Annotated in this window: 15 protein-coding genes and 1 tRNA gene; 7 read left to right on the forward strand and 9 right to left on the reverse strand. The window is 49.1% G+C overall.

The features are described 5' to 3' along the window. Window positions 1-42: 42 nt before the first annotated feature. Window positions 43-1,599: a class I adenylate-forming enzyme family protein gene (locus PG728_RS03605; protein WP_270625900.1), complete on the reverse strand. Its 1,557-nt coding sequence runs from the start codon at window positions 1,597-1,599 to the stop codon at window positions 43-45. 137 nt (window positions 1,600-1,736) lie between these two features. Here PG728_RS03605 and PG728_RS03610 point away from each other — a divergent pair, with 137 nt between their 5' ends. Next, complete coding sequence (locus PG728_RS03610; RefSeq protein WP_270625901.1) at window positions 1,737-2,498, forward strand: NADPH-dependent oxidoreductase; 762 nt, start codon at window positions 1,737-1,739, stop codon at window positions 2,496-2,498. 342 nt (window positions 2,499-2,840) lie between these two features. Here the strand turns inward: PG728_RS03610 and PG728_RS03615 are convergent, their stop codons facing one another. The 3 genes from PG728_RS03615 to PG728_RS03625 all read right to left on the reverse strand — a co-directional run bounded on the left by PG728_RS03615 (window position 2,841) and on the right by PG728_RS03625 (window position 10,185). Beyond that, on the reverse strand, window positions 2,841-7,970 hold the full coding sequence (locus tag PG728_RS03615) for a leucine-rich repeat protein (RefSeq protein WP_270625902.1): 5,130 nt from the start codon (window positions 7,968-7,970) through the stop codon (window positions 2,841-2,843). A 304-nt stretch (window positions 7,971-8,274) separates the two neighbouring features. Further along, on the reverse strand, window positions 8,275-8,835 hold the full coding sequence (locus PG728_RS03620; RefSeq protein WP_270625903.1) for a methylated-DNA--[protein]-cysteine S-methyltransferase: 561 nt from the start codon (window positions 8,833-8,835) through the stop codon (window positions 8,275-8,277). 45 nt (window positions 8,836-8,880) lie between these two features. Further along, the gene (locus PG728_RS03625) at window positions 8,881-10,185 is read right to left on the reverse strand and encodes an ATP-binding protein (RefSeq protein ID WP_270625904.1); all 1,305 of its coding nucleotides are present in this window, start codon (window positions 10,183-10,185) and stop codon (window positions 8,881-8,883) included. A 332-nt stretch (window positions 10,186-10,517) separates the two neighbouring features. Here PG728_RS03625 and PG728_RS03630 point away from each other — a divergent pair, with 332 nt between their 5' ends. Then, window positions 10,518-10,748, forward strand: a complete 231-nt coding sequence (locus tag PG728_RS03630) for a PTS glucose/sucrose transporter subunit IIB (RefSeq protein ID WP_270625905.1) — start codon at window positions 10,518-10,520, stop codon at window positions 10,746-10,748. A gap of 12 nt (window positions 10,749-10,760) precedes the next feature. Beyond that, window positions 10,761-11,531 carry an HAD family hydrolase gene (locus PG728_RS03635; RefSeq protein ID WP_072509548.1) on the forward strand — a complete coding sequence of 257 codons (771 nt, stop codon included), beginning with the start codon at window positions 10,761-10,763 and terminating at the stop codon, window positions 11,529-11,531. A gap of 50 nt (window positions 11,532-11,581) precedes the next feature. Here the strand turns inward: PG728_RS03635 and malQ are convergent, their stop codons facing one another. The 3 genes from malQ to PG728_RS03650 form a co-directional block, all read right to left on the reverse strand. Beyond that, window positions 11,582-13,759, reverse strand: coding sequence for a 4-alpha-glucanotransferase (gene malQ / locus PG728_RS03640; RefSeq protein WP_270625907.1), 2,178 nt, complete (start codon window positions 13,757-13,759; stop codon window positions 11,582-11,584). A gap of 60 nt (window positions 13,760-13,819) precedes the next feature. After that, window positions 13,820-15,502 (reverse strand): energy-dependent translational throttle protein EttA, encoded by a 1,683-nt coding sequence (gene ettA, locus PG728_RS03645; RefSeq protein WP_072509824.1) that lies wholly within the window; start codon window positions 15,500-15,502, stop codon window positions 13,820-13,822. 94 nt (window positions 15,503-15,596) lie between these two features. Continuing rightward, entirely contained in the window at window positions 15,597-16,226 is a 630-nt protein-coding gene (locus PG728_RS03650) for a single-stranded DNA-binding protein (RefSeq protein ID WP_072509546.1), read from the reverse strand. Between the two features lie 155 nt (window positions 16,227-16,381). Between PG728_RS03650 and PG728_RS03655 the strand changes: the two genes are divergently transcribed. Continuing rightward, window positions 16,382-16,457: transfer RNA gene (locus PG728_RS03655), tRNA-Arg, on the forward strand. Here PG728_RS03655 and PG728_RS09345 read toward each other — a convergent pair. Further along, window positions 16,416-16,685, reverse strand: a complete 270-nt coding sequence (locus PG728_RS09345; protein WP_408648197.1) for a helix-turn-helix domain-containing protein — start codon at window positions 16,683-16,685, stop codon at window positions 16,416-16,418. The two genes, PG728_RS03655 and PG728_RS09345, sit on opposite strands and share 42 nt — an antisense overlap. A gap of 145 nt (window positions 16,686-16,830) precedes the next feature. On the opposite strand from PG728_RS09345, the gene PG728_RS03660 reads away from it, so the two are divergent. Together PG728_RS03660 and PG728_RS03665 are read left to right on the forward strand one after the other, a co-directional pair. Continuing rightward, window positions 16,831-17,043, forward strand: a complete 213-nt coding sequence (locus PG728_RS03660) for a hypothetical protein (protein WP_270625909.1) — start codon at window positions 16,831-16,833, stop codon at window positions 17,041-17,043. Between the two features lie 2 nt (window positions 17,044-17,045). Continuing rightward, a complete protein-coding gene (locus PG728_RS03665; RefSeq protein ID WP_270625910.1) occupies window positions 17,046-17,294 on the forward strand; it encodes a hypothetical protein in 249 nt (82 codons plus the stop codon). Window positions 17,295-17,303: 9 nt separating this feature from the next. On the opposite strand, the gene PG728_RS03670 is transcribed toward PG728_RS03665, so the two are convergent. Beyond that, entirely contained in the window at window positions 17,304-17,741 is a 438-nt protein-coding gene (locus tag PG728_RS03670) for a hypothetical protein (RefSeq protein WP_270625911.1), read from the reverse strand. A 23-nt stretch (window positions 17,742-17,764) separates the two neighbouring features. On the opposite strand from PG728_RS03670, the gene PG728_RS03675 reads away from it, so the two are divergent. Next, the gene (locus PG728_RS03675) at window positions 17,765-18,019 is read left to right on the forward strand and encodes a hypothetical protein (RefSeq protein ID WP_270625912.1); all 255 of its coding nucleotides are present in this window, start codon (window positions 17,765-17,767) and stop codon (window positions 18,017-18,019) included. Window positions 18,020-18,097: the final 78 nt, after the last annotated feature.

Here is an 18,097-nt window from a genome sequence, read left to right on the forward strand (position 1 = left end):
TGCCTACGGTCTTTTTCCGAATTCTTGGGCGGGAGGAAAAACTTACTCCCCGCGAGCTGCTAGTGACTGGCGGAGGGTTTGGCGGGATAGTTTTCCGGCGCTGTTTAGCGGGAGCGCGCTTACCTGGATTATTTGTTTCGGGATTTTGTAGGCGGCTAATTTGCCGGTTAGGAAAGCTTTAATGTCCTTGAGGGTGGCGGTTCCGGTGATTACTGCACACACTCGCTGCCCCCAGTATTCGTCCTCCAAACCGATTACCGCGACCTGCCCAATCCCGGGGAAAGTTGAGAGCGCGTCCTCTACCTGCGCGGGAAAAACGTGTTCCCCGCCGCTAATGATTACGTCACTTGCCCTCCCGCTAAGGCGCAGCAAACCGTCCTCGCCGATAAACCCGATATCGCCGGTTTCAATTTGCCCTTCGATAGCGCTGATAGCTTTGCCCGGATAGTTGGTTTTACATACCTGCGGACCGCCGATGGTGATTTGTCCTTGGCTACCTGCAGGCAGCGCTTTTCCGTCCTGACCTCGCACCGCCACTTGAGAATAGGTGAAGGGACGTCCCGCGGCCTCCGGGTGCGCTAAAGATTCATTTATTCCCAGGTAGCAGCCGGCGCCTCCGGTCTCGGTCATCCCCCATACTTGGATAGGACGCAGGTCAAGTTTTTCCATCCGCCACGCTAAGACTGCCGGCAGGGGCGCGCCTCCAATCAGAGGACGACGCCAATGCGGAAACGGATTTTCCGTAAGTTCCTCCCCCGCCTCTTTCTCCAAGGCATCTAGCATTCCGGTGAACATAGTGGGAACCGCGAACCCGATGGTGACTTGCTCGTCGCGAATAATCCGGGCAGCGGAAAGCGGAGAAAAGCCCGCAATCACTACTATTTTTCCGCCGTGACAGAAAATATCGTTGGTGGTGCCGTTAAACCCGCCGATATGGGATAGGGGCGCGAGCGCCAACCCGGTATCCGAGTTGCGGTAGTCGAAAGCGTCACGATAGTTCGCCCACGCCCAATACATGGTTTCCCGGCTGTGTTCCACCCCCAGCGGCCTGCCGGAAGTGCCAGAAGTATAGATGATTGCCGATAGCTCGCCCTGGGTTACCGGAGCAATCTCACCGGCTAGCTCCCCGGGAAGAAAAGGATTTCTCCTATGGGCAGCTAGGAGTTGTTCATGCAGGTAAGCCAGGTTTATCACCTGCGGTTTTCCGAGGGCGCTCCCCGAGGAGGACGCGGATTCTGCGGCAGCGGGGACGGCAACTTCTAGTGGTAACTCCCCCTCCTGGTCACTAAACAGCAACCGCGGGGAACAGTCGGAGACCATCTGCCGTAAATCGGCAGGCGCAGCGGCTTTGGCAAGCGGCACAAAAACCGCACCTATCTGGTCACAAGCAATCCAAAGCAACAGGTGATATTCACTGTTCGCGCTGCAAATCGCTACCCTATCTCCGCTAACTACCCCGCGTGCTTGCAGGTGAAGCATTAAATGTTGCGATAGTGACCAGGTATCGGACAATGAAAAATGCCCCAGGGGACCGGCCAGACTTTGCGTATGAGGATGGTCAATAGCGGCTCTTTGAAAATTTCTTATCGGTCTAATCATGACTTCCCCCGTTATCGTCCTCGGCTATCTTACCCACCTGGTCACCTTAGCGAGTTAACCAGCAGGTAGGTTAAACTTAGCGGCAAGGAAACCGGCAGCCCCGGTGGCGAAGGTAGGCGAGGATTTTAGGAGAACTCATGTCGGAAACCATCCAAAACCAGTTGGTTCACCGCTCGGTGCGGCGTTTTGATTCTCAACCAATCTCGCCAGAAGTGTTCGCGCAACTAAAAGAGGCTACTCGGCGTACCGCTACCTCGTGTGGGGTGCAAATGGCTTCGATAATCCAGGTGAGTGCCCCCGAAAAGAAACGGCAGATTTCTTTAGTTTCCAAACAGGACTATATTGCCGATGCTCCCCAGCTGTGGATTTTCCTGACTGACCTATACCGTTCCTACCGGATTGTGGAGGAAAAAGGTGAGAACACGGCAAATGTGCGCGGTATGGACGGGTTTTTACAGGGCTTTACCGATGCGGTGCTGATGGCACAAAACTTGGTGAACGCCGCCGAATCCCTGGGGTTGGGTACTTGTTTCTTAGGGTCAATCTTGAATAATCCAGAGAGGATGATTGAGATTTTGCAACTGCCGAAACTGACTTTCCCCGCCCTGGGAGTAATGTTTGGCTACCCGGGACAACAGCCGCAGCTCAAGCCACGGATGCCGATGGAGCTGCGAATGTTTGAGGACTCCTATAACTGTTTTGAGGGCTCCTATCTGGAGGAGTTCGCGGATTATGACCAGGAAATGACTACCTACTATGACACTCGGGCAAACGGGAAACGCTCAGACACTTTCACCGATAGCCTCACCCGGATTATGTTGCGGGACGCGCCCCTGCGGCGCGGAATGCTAAACGCGGTGCGCAGTCAAGGCTTCGACCTCGCCCTCCAGCCCCGTTAAAAGTTAGCCGCCTACCGCAATCGAAGCTCTAGGCAACCAGCTACTCTAACTGTAGTTTGTTAGAGTACGTTACAGTAGGTTACCGCGACCTCAACGCAATGACCAGGCAATTCTAGTGTATTAACAGAATAAACTAGCAGGCCAAGCAGATTTTACTACTCAGGGTCAGGGCGCGGTTCTCCGAACGATTAGATTCCTAAATCTGTTTTGCCAGCATTAATAGCAAGTCCTTTCAATCTATTACCACTTACGCCTGAGTTCACAATATGTATGCACCACCAGGCGCAAATGCTGGGTATTTATCACTGCAACTGCCCTCCGTTGGGTAACAGAGCGGACAAATTAACGGAGGCTTTTCTCCCTTCGTCTCATAAGTAACGCTCCACCCGCGATAAAGCACAACGCGCTCCCCAATGACAATGCCAACAAATCGCTGGATGTACCGGTATTAACTAAACTATTACCTCGTTTATTTCTGTTATTACCCCCAGTAGAGCCTTCTTTGGGCTTCGCTTTTTCTAAAATACCGCCATTGCCGGGGCTAGCATTATTTTCACCCTCATTATTAGAGGCACCTGGGTGTGGATTCATCGGCAGTGGCGCGCGATAGGGAGACATCCAGGGAGCCAAGAAACCGTAGTCTATTATTCCCGGTAAATCCTGCACCTTAAGAGCATTTTTCACCACTGCTATTTCACTCGCAATTGACAAATCTATGACAGCAAAACCCGTCTGAGAATAATCACCCGTACGTAAGCTCCAGTTCCCTTTGCTACCCAACGGTCGGGTGTAGATTGAAACTGAGCTATCTTCTTCCAAAGGTAACTTCACTTTCAAGGTACCTAGCCAAGGAACAGACTCTTTCTCAGCGTCTAGCAAATCAACTTGCAGCATCTGTTTAACTTCCAACTTTTGATATGGATTGTCAAGCAGTTGCCTATTAAGAGAAGCTACTATCGATTCCGTCTGAGGTAGTTCTTCCGCCTTCATCTTTGCGGCTTTACCAGCATTAAGAGCAATAATCCTTCCGACTATTTTATTAGTTTTATCTTCAAACTGTTTTTCTTTATCCGAAACAACTTTAATTTCAGGCAACGTGTCATCATCGCGGGTCAAGGATTCCTTAATCTGCTTATTAACCTGGTCATCGCGATAGACTTCCAAGCTTTTCATGGTATTCGGTAAGGCATATTCACGTAAACCTATTTTCTGGTTTTTATCATAAGGCTTAATCGTACGATTCAAACGAACCATTTCGAGTGGATTGTCGGCGAATGCCCGTCTCCCCACTGTCTGAATTTTTTCGGTGAATACTACTTTCTTTAACGAGTTACCTTCGAAGGAACTTGCCCCTAGTTTTTTCAATTCTGCCCCAAAGATTAAGGTCTCTATTTGGTTTCCTTCAAAAGCAGATTCCGCCACTTCCTGCACTGAATCTGGAATTCTCAACTGACTGAGAGAATTGCCACTGAAAGCATTATTTTCAATAGACTCTAGACCTTCCGGTAGGGTCAGATTCTCAAGTCCCCCGCGTTCAAATGCGAAAGGTCGCGCAAAGGCGTTAGGTTTAATTATTTTCACCGAATCCGGTATTTCTACCTGTTTAAGCTTTTCGGCATTTTGGAAGGCCATCGTAGCTATTTCTGTAAACTTAGGATTATTCGGTAATTTCAATAGCGTTAAACTTTCAGCTTCTTCAAATGCTGCCCTGCCCAGATATTCTACACTATTAGGTATTTTCAATTCTTTAAGTTTACGACAATAGGCAAAGGCGTTATCCCCGATATGGCGCAAATTCTCTGGCAGCTCCAACTGTGTAGCATTCAGATTTTGAAAGGCGCTACTATATATCCGTTCCAGACTACTCGGTAACTTAAGTTCTTTAATTCCTAGGTTATAGAATGCCTCAGAGTTTACTTCAGTAACCCCTTCAGGAATTTGCACTTTAGCTACATTTTTTATCCCCCAAGTAGGATTCTTGAAAACTCCAGCTCCAATACTTGTGATTTTTACGCCGCCGATTGCTTCGGGAATCTCTAGATTTTGCTGTTCCGAGGGCTTTTCTAAGAACTCTTTTAATTTTAGCCATTTAGTAATCATGCCGCGAGAGGGGCTGATTTCCCAGTCACCAATAGTTAGTAAATCCTTTGGTTTCTGTTCATCGGAGACTAGCGCATCAGCTACTGGGGATAAGCTCACCTCTGGGGCAAATTTGGGCTGAACCGGACTAACAGCTTTATCGTTAGGGTCGGTTGTACCAAATTCCGCTCGAATCATTGGTGCCCCAAAGTAACCGCCACTGATTAAAGGCAGGAATTCCCCAGTGTACAAATAAGCATGTTGAACTGCCCCAGTTTTTGGCCTCACTGAAGCATCCAAAGCCACAGCAGGAGTCTTTCCACTTGGGAAAACTTGTTCTACCGTAATATACAGCTGGCGGTTTCCCGCGATTTTATCTGAAAGAAGATCTATTTCATTCCATTTTCCAGGAAGTATTTTTATTAGGCGCGGTTTAACCACATCAATTACGCGACCAAGCGAATTGACTGATTTTACAGATAATCTCATTTGCCCTGCTTGCAGGTAAGGATTATTTCCCGCTCCAAAAATATGAACCTTTCGCAGCTGAGTATCCTCTCCTCCGGTAACGTCTATCGCGACCCCTCGTCCTACCTTTGAATGTAAGATTCCTCCGGCTAACGGATTATTATTGTCATAAGCTATCTCCCGGCGACCGACTTGTTTATCTGCGGGAGGAACTGAATTTTTCGATTTTTCTGTTTCCGGTTCTTCCGCGTCACCAGACTTTTCTTTTTCCAGAATCACATCTAGTTTTAAATCTTTGTCCGGCTGCACTTTGACCGAATGCTTTTGCGTTGCATATCCTGAATGCCCAATATAAACATCATATGTTCCGGCAGGAATCTTAGGGATACTATATTTTCCACTTTTCTCATCTGCTAAAAGCTTTAACCCTAGCTGTGGTATTTCAATTGCTGCTGCGAGCGCTTCCTGTCCCGAAGGATTTTCGCCTTTCAGATTCAACTGTAAATCTGTCTGCGGCACGGGATCGGTATTAGCACTCGCTCCTTTCCCATTTAAAAGCAAAGAAAGATTATCAATCGACCAACCGTCTCCGCTTACTCCTCCCTTATTAAGACTGAAAGCAAATAAATCGATGGTTTTACCCGCAAATTTTGAAAGATCGATACGCCGCTCAATCCATCCCTCTTGTTTTAGCTCGGTGGGATAGTTAAATACCCCTTCTGCTTTTTCCCCAGGCGCTTTGGGGACACTAACAGCTTGGAAACCAATTACCCCGCCAGCCCAACTAGCATTTTCTTGGAAGACTAGCTCCACCTTATCGCTGGGTACTACCTTGGTTAGATCAATTCGGGGCAGTTGGAAGGTAGACTGTTCGGCTGTACCCATACCATGTTGATTGGGATTAAGCCCTAAAATCCTTTCTCCAGTGACCGGACGTGGATCTGTCTGCAAATTTACGGTGGATACCCGGAAATCTCCTTCCATATCTATTCCAGTCGAAAACTTTTCAAAATCATTAAAGTAGCCGCCCGGAAGAATTGCCTCCTGCACCTGCACCGAGGCTTTGGAGGTTTCATAAATTTTATTGCTGGTAGTCTCTACTTGAACTTTAACTTCGTAATTTCCCGGCGCTGTTATTTTTTCCGCAGGTAGGGAAATTTCGTAGGATTTTTCATTGTTAGCACTGCTTATAGCCAGTTTTTCTTGAGCTACTTCTTCTTTGTCTTTGGAGAGTAACAGAGAAATACTTTTACATTTATTTGGCTCTTGCAGATTGACTAACACGGGCAGTTTTCGACTTACATACGCCTGTTTAGGTAGCTGCACTATCGCCGGTAGCTTGGTATTTACGGTAGTTGCGGCACTCACCGTGCCACTGAGGCTCCCAAGTTTTTCGCCGCCCGGAGTTTTTCCTGCTTTCTGCAGAGCTGATTGCACAGCATCATAAGCATCTATCACCCCATACCCATATCCATAGTTTGGGGTTTTTGGATATTCTTCATCAGTTCCATTACGAGTATTAGATTTCAAAATAGCTTCTAACTCGTTTACCGATAGCTGGGGATTAGCTTGTAAAACCAAGGCTGCTAAACCTGATACGTGGGGAGCGGCACCGCTGGTGCCATCCCAGGAAGCATATTTTCCTCCCGGCAAAGCCGAGCGGATCTGCACCCCAGGAGCAACCAAATCTGGTTTTATTCCAGCATTTTTCCATTGGCTTGGACCGCGGCGGGAAAAGTCTGCCAGTTTCCCCGTATTATTAACCGCTCCCACGCTTAGCACCCCCGGCATTGAACCAGGATTATCTACCGAACCAGGAGCTGCTTTTACTGCTCCGTTATTTCCAGCACTAAAAACATTCAAAATACCAGCTTCGCGAATAGTTTTAGATACTTCTTCCAGCCATGGATCTGCTTTATTACTTCCATCCGACCAGCTCTGATTAATAATCCGGGGAGCCTTCGCGCTATCCCCTCCCGGCGCAAGCATCCACTGGCACGCCTTGATAATATTGGCGTTACTTCCACCTACCCCATCACGGAAAGCACGGGCAGCAATAAATTTTGCCCCAGGAGCTACTCCGATTCGATTCACTTCAACTGTTTTATTACCTGTCTTACGCATCTCGGATCCCACCATGATTCCCGCAACGTGAGTCCCATGATTGTCAGTTGTTCCACTGCCTACAAAATCTATGTAGTTTCCCTTTAAAACAAACTTTCCAGTCTTGGCATCAAAGCCGCGAAAGTGGCTGCGCAATGCAGGATGTTGATAATCTACTCCTTGATCGATTAGACCGATGGTAACTCCCGATCCGGTAATGTTTTTGTCTTTCCAAACTTTATCGACGCGAATAGCCCGTAAATTGGCTTCTATTTCTGCTTCTTGGTTAATGCTTGCACTACGAGAAGTCCCCCCTACCGCTTGACTGGTTTTAGACGGAACAATCATTTGCGCCAGTCTATTAGGGGTTATGCTCATCACCGGTGAGAGCATTGCTAGTCCTGGCAATATTTCTTGTTTACCTAATACCCGGATAGTATTTGCTATCTCTAAAGACTCATATTTTTTAACTTTAGAATTATTGGCTAAGAACACCTGTGCTGATTTTTGCGCTGCTTGCGCACGCAGCTGTGCTGCTTTTAACGAGATAGCCGCAGGAGAAGCTTGGGAGCCTAACAAACGTTTAGCTTCCCCCAGCCTTCTATCTGGGGCATCATCTTGAAACGTGACTAGAACGTCCACTAATCCATCTTGGTTGGCAGTAATTGTTGAATCTATTTTGTTTTTTGCCTTTACCGTTATCTGCGAAGAACTTTCTAATGCAACCGACTTAGCGCCATCCATAATCACCCCGGCAGACACCAGGAAGATTGTCAGCAACAGAGCCAATACTTTCCGTACGGGGTTAGGTTCTCGTTTCACTACAACTCGCCTATCTCTAGTAAGGACAAACTAACAAAGTCTACCCTAACAAGTTCATTAGAATTACTCAATACCCATTTCTTCGCCTACACATATCCGCGACAAGGTGGAATCCGGGAAGTTTAAACTATGTATTACCAGGGTTTTATTTGATTTTTCAGCCCCGAAATAGATGATTTACCCCCCCCGGACTCCAACCACCTATGTAGCGTTCCTTAGGAAACACTATTTTTCTTCGCGGTGAGGGCGCGGATTCTTTAGTAATCGACTGTTTCTTTGGCAGCGGCTATTTCTTTGGCACCTATTATTTTTTTGGCAGCGACTTTTCCTTGGGTACGAATAGATTTTCCATATCGACTTTTTCTAGTTTTAGCAGCTGGATTTTTCGCTCTATGCCGGCGCCATAACCAGTGAGGTTGCCGCCCACCCCGATTACCCGGTGACAAGGAACAATTAGCAGAATCGGATTTGCTCCTACCGCTCCCCCGACTGCCTGCGCGGACATGCGCGGGATTCCTCTCTCGCGCGCTATCTGGGCAGCGATTTCCCCATAGGTGACGGTTTCCCCAAAAGGGATGGTGAGCATAATTTCGCAAACTCGTTTTTGAAAGTCCGAACCCGAGAGCTTTATCTTTGGAGTAAACGAGGGCGCGCGTCCTCGAAAATAAGTATCTAACCAGCGGGCAGTTTCACGGAATATCAACAATGATTCTTCCCGAGGACGAGCGCCCGCAGCAGTTGCTACCGCGGCTCGCTGTGATGCCAGCCCCAACCCAGTCAGCGCGCTGCCATCGCTGGACATTACCAACTCGCCCAGCGGAGAATCATAGAACTGGATGAAGGTGTCCGTAGCCGTATGTCTCAAAACCTCTCCTATCTTTCTTATCCTAGCTCCCCGGAACCGCGCCTACTACTCCCAGTTTTGGGGATTTCCAATCGCATAAAGGGGCACGTTTTCCATCCATTCTTGGCCACGAAAACCAGAGAGGCTAAAGCGCCGCAGCCGGGCGGCCTGCGGATAGCGTTCACTAAAGGCGCGCAGACTGCGCGAGCGCAGGTTTTCTTCCGCTTTAACTTCCAACGCATAAACTTGTCCAGATCTTTGCACCAAAAAATCAATTTCACCGCGAGAATTCTCTGCCGACCAGTAATAGGCTGCGGATTCACCTTCGGTAATCAGCTGCTGGCAGACATATTGCTCGGTAAGCGCCCCTTTGAACTCGGTAAAAATCGCATTACCATCAATAATGCTGGCTGCATCCAAATCCGACATTGCCCCCAGCAGCCCCACATCTACCAGGAATAACTTGAACGCTAGCGAATCGTGATATCCAGCTAAAGGAATCCCTGGCTTCTTGATGCGTGAAACTTTGTGAGTGAGCCCTGCTTGGGTTAGCCAAGTAACCACTGAGCGGTAGTTCTTCGCCCTAGCCCCGTCTTTAATCTGCCCAAAAATGAACTTTTTGTTTTCTTTGCCCAGATGCACCGGAATGGAATGCCACAATTCCAAAGCATTTTGGATATCTAAACCGGTAAGATGCTTGGACATATCCCGTTCATATCCTTGCAAGATATTGCGCTGCACTTCGCGAACTTCCGGGAAACTTTCGGTATGAACATAGGTGGCAACCGCCTCAGGCATCCCCCCGACGAAGTAATACTGGCGCAATAGTGATATCAGCTTGGAGGCGAAACTGCCTAGCAGGTCTTTATCGCCCTCATCGATTAGTTCGCGCAGCTTGTCGTTACCGGTGGCGTCCAAAAATTCTCGAAAACTTAACGGATAGAGATTCAGAGTATTAACTTTCCCTACCGGATACCCACTGCCAGAGTGAAAAGTAATCCCCAGTAGGCATCCGGCCACTGCTAGCGCTTGCTGAGGTTCGTTTTCACAAAAGTACTTGAGGGCGGTGAGCGCTAGCGGACACTCTTGAATTTCGTCTAGGATTATCAGGGTTTTCCCAGGCGCAATGGTTTCGCCAGTTTCGATTTCAAAGGCGCGGAGCAATCGTTTCGTATCAAAACCCACCTTGAACTGGGCGCTCATCCGGGGGTTATGGTCGAGATTAATGTAGGCAACGTTCTTGAAGTAGCGTTTGCCAAATTCGCGCAGTATCCACGTTTTCCCCACTTGGCGCGCACCGTTTAATATCAAAGGCTTGCGCCGAGACGATTCTTTCCAGGCGAGTAACTGATCCATGAGGAACCGTTCCACGATGCCCCTCCTTTTAGGTTATGTCCTGATTTTAGCACAAATATGTGAAACTATGTCCTTAATTTGACACATTTATGCGAAAGTATGTCCTTATTTTCGCATAAGTTAGTTTTCCGCCAGTAGAAGCTACGGGAATTCATAGTTGAAAACTGCGGCAAGAGTATCGCCAAGACGGCAGGTTTCAAGCCGTCCGCTTGAGGTGCAACTTCATCACCAGGAGGTGGAAACTGGGTCTCCATTAGAGCTTTAATTCATGGTCAAAGCGAGTTGGGCATTGATGGTAATGTCGCTATTGAACCATTAATCCTGTAGGACGAGGCGGGGAGAAATCCATGGAACAGGCAGAACAACTGCTGGCAGGGCTAGGCGGAGCCGAGAATATTATCGAGATTGAACCCTGCATCACCCGGTTGCGGATAGAGCTGAAAGACCCGCTAAAGCTAAATGAAGATATATTAGCGGATAGCGGAGTAAAAGGGGTGGTGAAAACCGGTCACATTATTCAACTAATCGTAGGCTCGGTCGCCGACAACCTGGCAGCCGACCTAGAAAAACTACGTTAAACCGCGAGCGTTATGCATCCTCTCGAAAATGATAGCCCCGCTAACGATTCCGGCACCCAAAACCCTCCCATCTCCCCTAACTCACCTAAAACCAAGGTCGCTACCTCCCCCGATAAAGACAGCACCCGCCCTGAAACCAGCAAAAACAGTTTTAGAGGGCTGCTGCTCGACCTAGACGGCACTTTAATCGACTCTGAACACACTCATCTGGCCGCCTATAGGCGAATGTTTAAAGCCAAAGGCTGGCAGGTAGCAGAAGCTGAACTGGATATTTTCAAAGGGCGTCCCGGCCCGGAAGTATTTCAAAATGAACCCGGTCCTTGGAGAGGTCTCGACCCCGAAACACTAGGTTTAGAAGCCCGCTCCTATGTTGATATCCAGCGCGACCCTCCCCGTATCTTTGCTGGAGCCCGCAAAATCATGCAGCTAAACGTCCCGAAATGTCTAGTTACTTCCGCGTGGCGCACCTGGGCAATTTTAGCCTCCCAAATGCTCCATTCTCCCGCTGATTTGAAAATCGTCACTCAGGAAGATATTAGCAACGGTAAACCGCACCCAGAACCCTATCTTTTAGGGGCAGCCACCCTGAACCTATCTGCGTCCTCGTGCATAGTAATAGAGGACACCGTTAGCGGAATCTGTTCAGCCCGCCGGGCCGGAGTCGGTAAAATCTATGCGGTAGCTACCAGCCAATCTCCGAATGACCTGCTAGAGGCAGGGGCTAATAGAGTTACCCACAGTTTAGAAGAACTGCTCCCCTATTTTCCGAAAAGCTGGAGGTGAGCATTTTCTAGACCGCTCAGTTCCGCACCAGTGCTTGATTAAACGCTTGATTAAACGGGATGAACCTGGGCTTCCAGCATTTCTAGCAGCTGATTAGCGAAGCAATCAGCGGTAATTTCTTCTAAGAATTTGGTTTTCCCGTCCTCGTCGCGCAGCGGAACACACCAGTTCGGGTATTCAAACTCTGTTCCCGGCTGATTTTGGGTTTGCTGCTCCTTGACCGCATCCGCCAAAGTCAGCACTAACAGGCGCGAGGGAGTAGCGGCAATATAACGGTAAAGAGCCTTAATAATCTCGCCCATGTCCTGCTCATCTTCGGCTAGACCAGCATATTCGATTAGGGCGCGGCGTACCGCTCCAAAAACTCGTTCCTGATTAGCTTCCGCCTCTTCGCGAGAAGAATCCAACAAATCTAAGGATTCCCGTACCCGCAGGTCTTCCCCCGTAAGATAGCCAGCTACTGGCGGCATATCGTGGGTATTCACTGCCGCCAGTTGTTCTCGGCGATAATCGGCAGGTGGAACCAAATGGTCGGGAGCATCGAATTCAAAGAACAGTACCCCGGTGCCTAAAATCCCCCGATAGCGCAGGTAGTCGCGTACCCAGGGTTCTACTGTACCTAAATCTTCTCCCACAATAACCAGGTGGTGACGGTAAGCCTCTAGCAGCAGCACCCCCACCATCGCTTGATGGTTATAGCGTACATAGGTGCCATCTTTGGGGAGCATCCCATCTGGAATCCACCATAGGCGCAGCAGTCCCATCACGTGGTCGATACGAAGTGCACCCCCCATTTTTGCGGCAGCAGCCACCATGCGACGCAAAGGCTCATAGGCTTGCTGTTCGAGGCGATCGGGACGCCACGGCGGCTGCGACCAATTCTGACCTAACTGGTTATACATATCCGCCGGAGCACCCACTGATATCCCTTTGGCGTACACATCTGTGTCACTCCAATGATCAGCACCAAGCTGGTGGGTTCCCACCGCCAAATCGTGCATTACCCCAATCTTCATGCCGGATTCGATAGCTGTTTCATGGGCTTGACGTAGCTGCCCGTAGCAAATCCATTGCAACCATTTATAGAACTCACGGCGCTCGCCCAGCTCATGATTAGCTTTTTCAAGTTGTTCTGCGCTAGGGTTTTGCCACTTTTCGGGCAGATTAAGTCCGTATTTTTCAGTTAGGGCGCACCAGGTAGCGAACTGCTCTAACGCAGTGCCCTGTTCGGAAACAAAACCTTGATAGTTTTCTTCTCGCTCTTCGGATAGTGGAACCTGATAGATAATTTCTAGGGCTTGCAATTTACTTGCCCAAACCGGGTTACGTTTAATCAAATCACCACTGAAGAAAGCGGCACTAACGTCAGAGTTGCCGGGTATAGCTTCTGAATCTTGTTCACCGAGACTAAGCTGGGCTGCTTGCCGGAGCTGCTCAATCTTTTGTCGGTTCGTACTTGAAAGAAGTTTAGACTCTTTTATCGCATCGGGGCGAATATAAATCGGATTCCAAAAACGCCTGGAACAGGGAAGGTAAGGTGAGTTTTCCAGGGGAAAGGTCACTTGGGAAGCATGTACCGGGTTAATCAACAAGAAATCTGCACCCTTTGCAGCTGCCCATTGACAGGTTTTAGCCAAGTCAGCGGCATCACCTATTCCCCAGGATTCCCGAGAGGGAGTGGCGTAAAACTGGCTCATCACTCCCCAGGCGCGTCCTTGCCGCAAATCCGGCAAAATCAAGCGTGCCGGAGTTACCGCCACTGGGCAGGCATAGGTACGCTCATCTCCCTCTATTTGCGCCGTCAGTCGATGCCAACCCAGAGGTTGCCCGGGAGGAATATCGAATGTAGCTTCACCGGTTAGCACCCCGTTAATATCCCGCGGAGGAACTAGCACGTCCATTTGGGGAAGCTGCCAAGACCCGCCCTCCTCAAAATGTAACGTCAAAGTTACGGCTTTACCATGCGGAACGTGTACCCGAATCCAATAGTGATCATCGTTGCGGGTAACTATAGATTCGGGGAGGACGCGATGCCAGGGACGTTCCTCTGCCAGGTTCAAGGAAGCAGCTATCTGGGTAGGCGTTTCAGCAGCTACATCCATTGATTTGAGTACCGCGCGCAAAGTTTCATCCGAGACAAAGCGATGAACGCCGGCATAGTCCCAATAGTCAAGTGCAATACCGTAAGCACTTGCCAGCCGTTTTAGGGAGTCTTGTTCCTCGCTCATTTTGGATTCCCGTCCTTAGCTCACGAAATAATACGCCTTTAATATACCGCTTTATGTTGGTTAGGCGCGGCGTAATCGGCGGTGAGTTACCCGATGAGGACGAGCTGCCTCTGCCCCCAGGCGATCCACCTTGTTCTTTTCATAGGATTCAAAGTTTCCCTCGAACCAATACCAGTTTGCCGGGTCATCTTCTGTGCCCTCCCAGGCCAGAATATGGGTGGCAACCCGGTCAAGGAACCAGCGATCGTGAGTGATTACCACTGCACACCCCGGGAACTCTAGCAGCGCATTTTCCAGGCTGGCTAAAGTTTCCACATCGAGATCATTGGTCGGCTCGTCCAAGAGCAACAGGTTTCCACCCTGCTTTAGGGTAAGCGCCAGGTTTAACCGGTTGCGTTCCCCACCAGAGAGCACTCCCGCCGGTTTTTGCTGGTCAGCACCTTTAAATCCAAAGGAAGCCACATAGGCGCGGGACGGAATGGTTACTCCCCCCACATCTAGAAAATCCAGTCCATCGGATACTACTTCCCAAAGGCTCTTATCAGGGTCAATTCCGGCGCGGTTCTGATCGACGTAACTGACTTTCACAGTTTCCCCGATATCAAGAGTTCCCGAATCGAGTTCTTCTAGCCCCACAATTGTCTTAAACAGAGTGGTTTTACCCACCCCGTTCGGACCGATAATCCCCACGATTCCGTTCGGGGGTAAGTTAAACGAGAGGTCTTTGATTAACTGGCGATCCCCAAAACCTTTACACAGGTTCTCGGCGCGCAAAACCACGGTTCCCAGGCGCGGCCCTGGCGGAATCTGAATCTCTTCAAAGTCCAGTTTCTTGGTGCGCTTGGCCTCTGCCTGCATTTCTTCGTAGCGCTGCAAACGTGCCTTGGATTTGGCTTGCCGTCCCTTAGCTGAAGACCGCACCCACTGCAGTTCCTCTTTCAGACGTTTAGCAAGCTTTGCGTCCTTACGCCCCTGGATTTCCAGGCGTTCGCGCTTCTTTTCCAAATAGGTCGAATAGTTACCTTCGTAAGGATATAAACGCCCGCGATCAACTTCCGCAATCCATTCTGCCACGTGATCTAGGAAATAACGGTCGTGGGTAATCGCGATAACTGCTCCCTTATAAGAGTGCAGATGCTTTTCTAGCCACAGGATGGATTCGGCATCCAAATGGTTAGTAGGTTCATCAAGGAGCAGCAGGTCAGGAGCTTTTAATAGCAGCTGACAGAGGGCGACCCGGCGGCGCTCCCCACCGGAAAGCACCGACACCGGTGTCTCCGGGGGTGGACAGCGCAAGGCATCCATTGCCTGTTCTAATTGAGAATCCACATCCCAACCGTCGGCAGCGTCAATCTCAGCTTGCAGAGTCCCCATTTCTTCCATTAGGGCATCAAAATCGGCATCCGGATCGGCCATTAACGCAGATATCTCGTTAAAACGATCGAGTTTGGCTTTTAGCGGACCTACTCCTTGCTCCACGTTTTCTTTAACCGTGAGATTGTCGTCAAGCACAGGCTCTTGCATCAAAATCCCCACGGTATAGCCAGGACTTAGACGTGCCTCTCCATTGGAAGGCTCATCTAGACCTGCCATAATCTTAAGGATTGAAGATTTGCCGGCTCCGTTAGGACCAACCATGCCGATTTTGGCTCCCGGAAGGAAAGCCATTGTCACATCATCTAAAATCACCTTGTCACCAAGGGATTTACGGGTGTGAATCATTTGGTAAATGAACTCTGCCACTGCTGCCACTTTCTGCCAGACGGTATGTTTGTAATACCCAGAATAGTGGACTTAAAAACGCAAAGCGAACCTCCTTAGATTTGGTTCAGGTGTCTTAGGCCGCTTGACCGTTAAAAGTGGTTTCGAGTATATATTCGCCGTTCGGATCCAAACTGCTCTCCTGTTGCGAGGACGAATCATAGGTTTCAGCAGATGGGTTTCCTTCTTGCAGAGGGGATTCGTTGGTAATTTCCCCAGTTTCATGATCAAGTCTCTCTTGGGGTGATAGCTCGAATTCGCCCTCTGGGTCTGCAAGTGAGGAAGCGGTATCAGACGGGGCAGAACCGAGGTTTCCCCGTTTGGGAAGCGCACCCACCATCCGCACAAAATTAGATTCCCCTAAAGTGAGATCGTGCCCCAAAGATGAGGCGGTCAGCTCTAGCCCATAGTGGGTTACGCTGTCTTTATCTTCCCATTTACTGCGGATTAGGCGTCCGGAAGCAATAATTGGGTCCCCAATTTTTATAGAGCGGGAAACATAGTGCGCTCCCCAGCCCCAAACTTTTATCCGAACTGTTAAGGATTCTCCCTTTTGCCAGTTACCGTGATTATCGCGGTAATAGGGGGTATGCATCACCCGGAAAGTACTTAGCGCTTTTTCGGGTTTAGCGGGGTCAGGACGGTGAAATGTGGGGGCGGTTGCCACCCAGCCGGTAAAGGTAACCTCGATATTTGATTTACTCATTTTTCCTCCTAGTGTTGGTTACCTCACCATGTTGCAAAGTTTCCCCGAGATTTTCTAAAAACAAAACTCTCTCACCAGGAAAAAGTGGGATTATCTCCCCTTGGGGACACGGAATTAGCTCGCGGCGATTTTCCCTATAGACTAAGAAACGGTCAGCCCCCGTAGCTCAAAGGATAGAGCAAGGGCCTTCTAATCCCGAGGTTGCAGGTTCGATTCCTGTCGGGGGCGCCAAACATCGCCTAACATGGGCTTCATCAAATCCCAGGGCGTAGTATCAAAGACCGAAGCCACGCTATCAAGCTCCTGAATCTTCCAGCCGCGCTTACCGCGCTGCTTGTCGCTAATTGCGGTAGGAGTTAGATTTAGAACCTGCGCTAGCTCAGTGTTGTTAAGATTTTTCCGCGCCTGGAGTAGTCGGATATTCATGCGAAGAATTTCAGGGCTGGTCAAAGTTTCCATATCGTTAATTTATCGCAATTCCGGCTAGAGGTAAACAAAATGCTAACTAATTAACCATTTCCGCTATATGTGACCCCAAGCACACTTTGCCGTAAAAATAGCGTTTCGCTAATAATCTTTAGCGTTTCGCTATATTCTTAGCGTTATGCAAAATTTAAACCGCCGTATTTCTAGTCTAATCCTCAAGCAGGTTAAATCCCGGAATTTAAAGCAAAACATTTTAGCGGAGATTCTTAGCGTCACTCCGGCGTGTATCAGCGGAAAAATTAGCGGCTCTAGGTCTTGGAAAGTCTCTGACTTGCAGTTATTGGCTAATGCGGGTTTTGATTTTTCGGATTTGTTTACGAGGGAGGTGTAGCTGTGGATTTGTGGGAGATTAAGGATTTTTTGGATATCCGGGTTCCTATGGATACGGTCAAGCGTGCTCTAGCTGATGAACCGACTGATAGAGAGTGGCTTCAAAGAGCGTATAGGAACCGGTGGGATATTACGATACGTGACCTTTTGGAGAGCCGGGTTTCTAACGAGGCTATCGGGCTGATTTTTAAGCAGTTTGTTAAAGAGTTTGCTCATCGTCTCGCGGATTTATGCGACGACGAGGACGAATAGCAATGGAGCTTAGACCGTTGAGTCTGTCAGCCACTCGATGCCCTCGGGTCTGCGGCGCTTGTGAATGTAGTTGTAGGGATAAGTCTGACCGCTGGGAAGAAAAACCACTAACCGACGCCGATATAAGGGAAGCCGCCAAAAGATTCTGGTATAGCGAACAAGGATCATGTCATGAGGTATCACGTGCTGAAATGGCGGAGATTTTAGGCAGGTCTGATGCCCAATGATTGCCGCTGAACTTTCCGGCTTGGCTCTCTTATATTGCTGTATTGCCACGTTGGTTAGCCAGCCTCGATGTTTCCAGAAGATTGTTACCGTGCAAATGTTTTCGGCTAATCGTTCAACTTTTATATCTGGTAGTTCACCGAAGCGACTAATGACGGTAAACGCAAAGGTTAGGAAGCTGAAAAGCAGTGTCAGTAATGCGATTAATAGCGAAATGTTCATAAATCTAATATTAAGGGGGCAAAGTGCCTAGGGGTGTTGATACGGGTTTGATGCAGCTGGCGATTGATTTGGATAGGCTTTGCTCGCTGTCGGAGCAGTTCCGCGCGAATCTATCTGAGTTGTTGCCGGTGATGTTGGAGCGGGCTCCTGAGCTTGATAGCGATTTGCTTGCTGATGTTCGTGATGAGCTGACGCGGTTGTGTGGTGGTGCGATATGGCAGCTTAACACTCTTTTGGTTGCTGAGGAGCGGGCGCGGGGTGTTGCTGATGTTTGCTAGTCCTGGCTTGTTCGTTTTGGCGTGCGTCTCTTCAGCGTTAGCGGCGCTGGTCGTGTGGTTTATAGCGCGGGGTGGTCG

The sequence above is a fragment of the Varibaculum timonense genome, assembly GCF_027694345.1.
Classification (GTDB): domain Bacteria; phylum Actinomycetota; class Actinomycetes; order Actinomycetales; family Actinomycetaceae; genus Varibaculum; species Varibaculum timonense_A.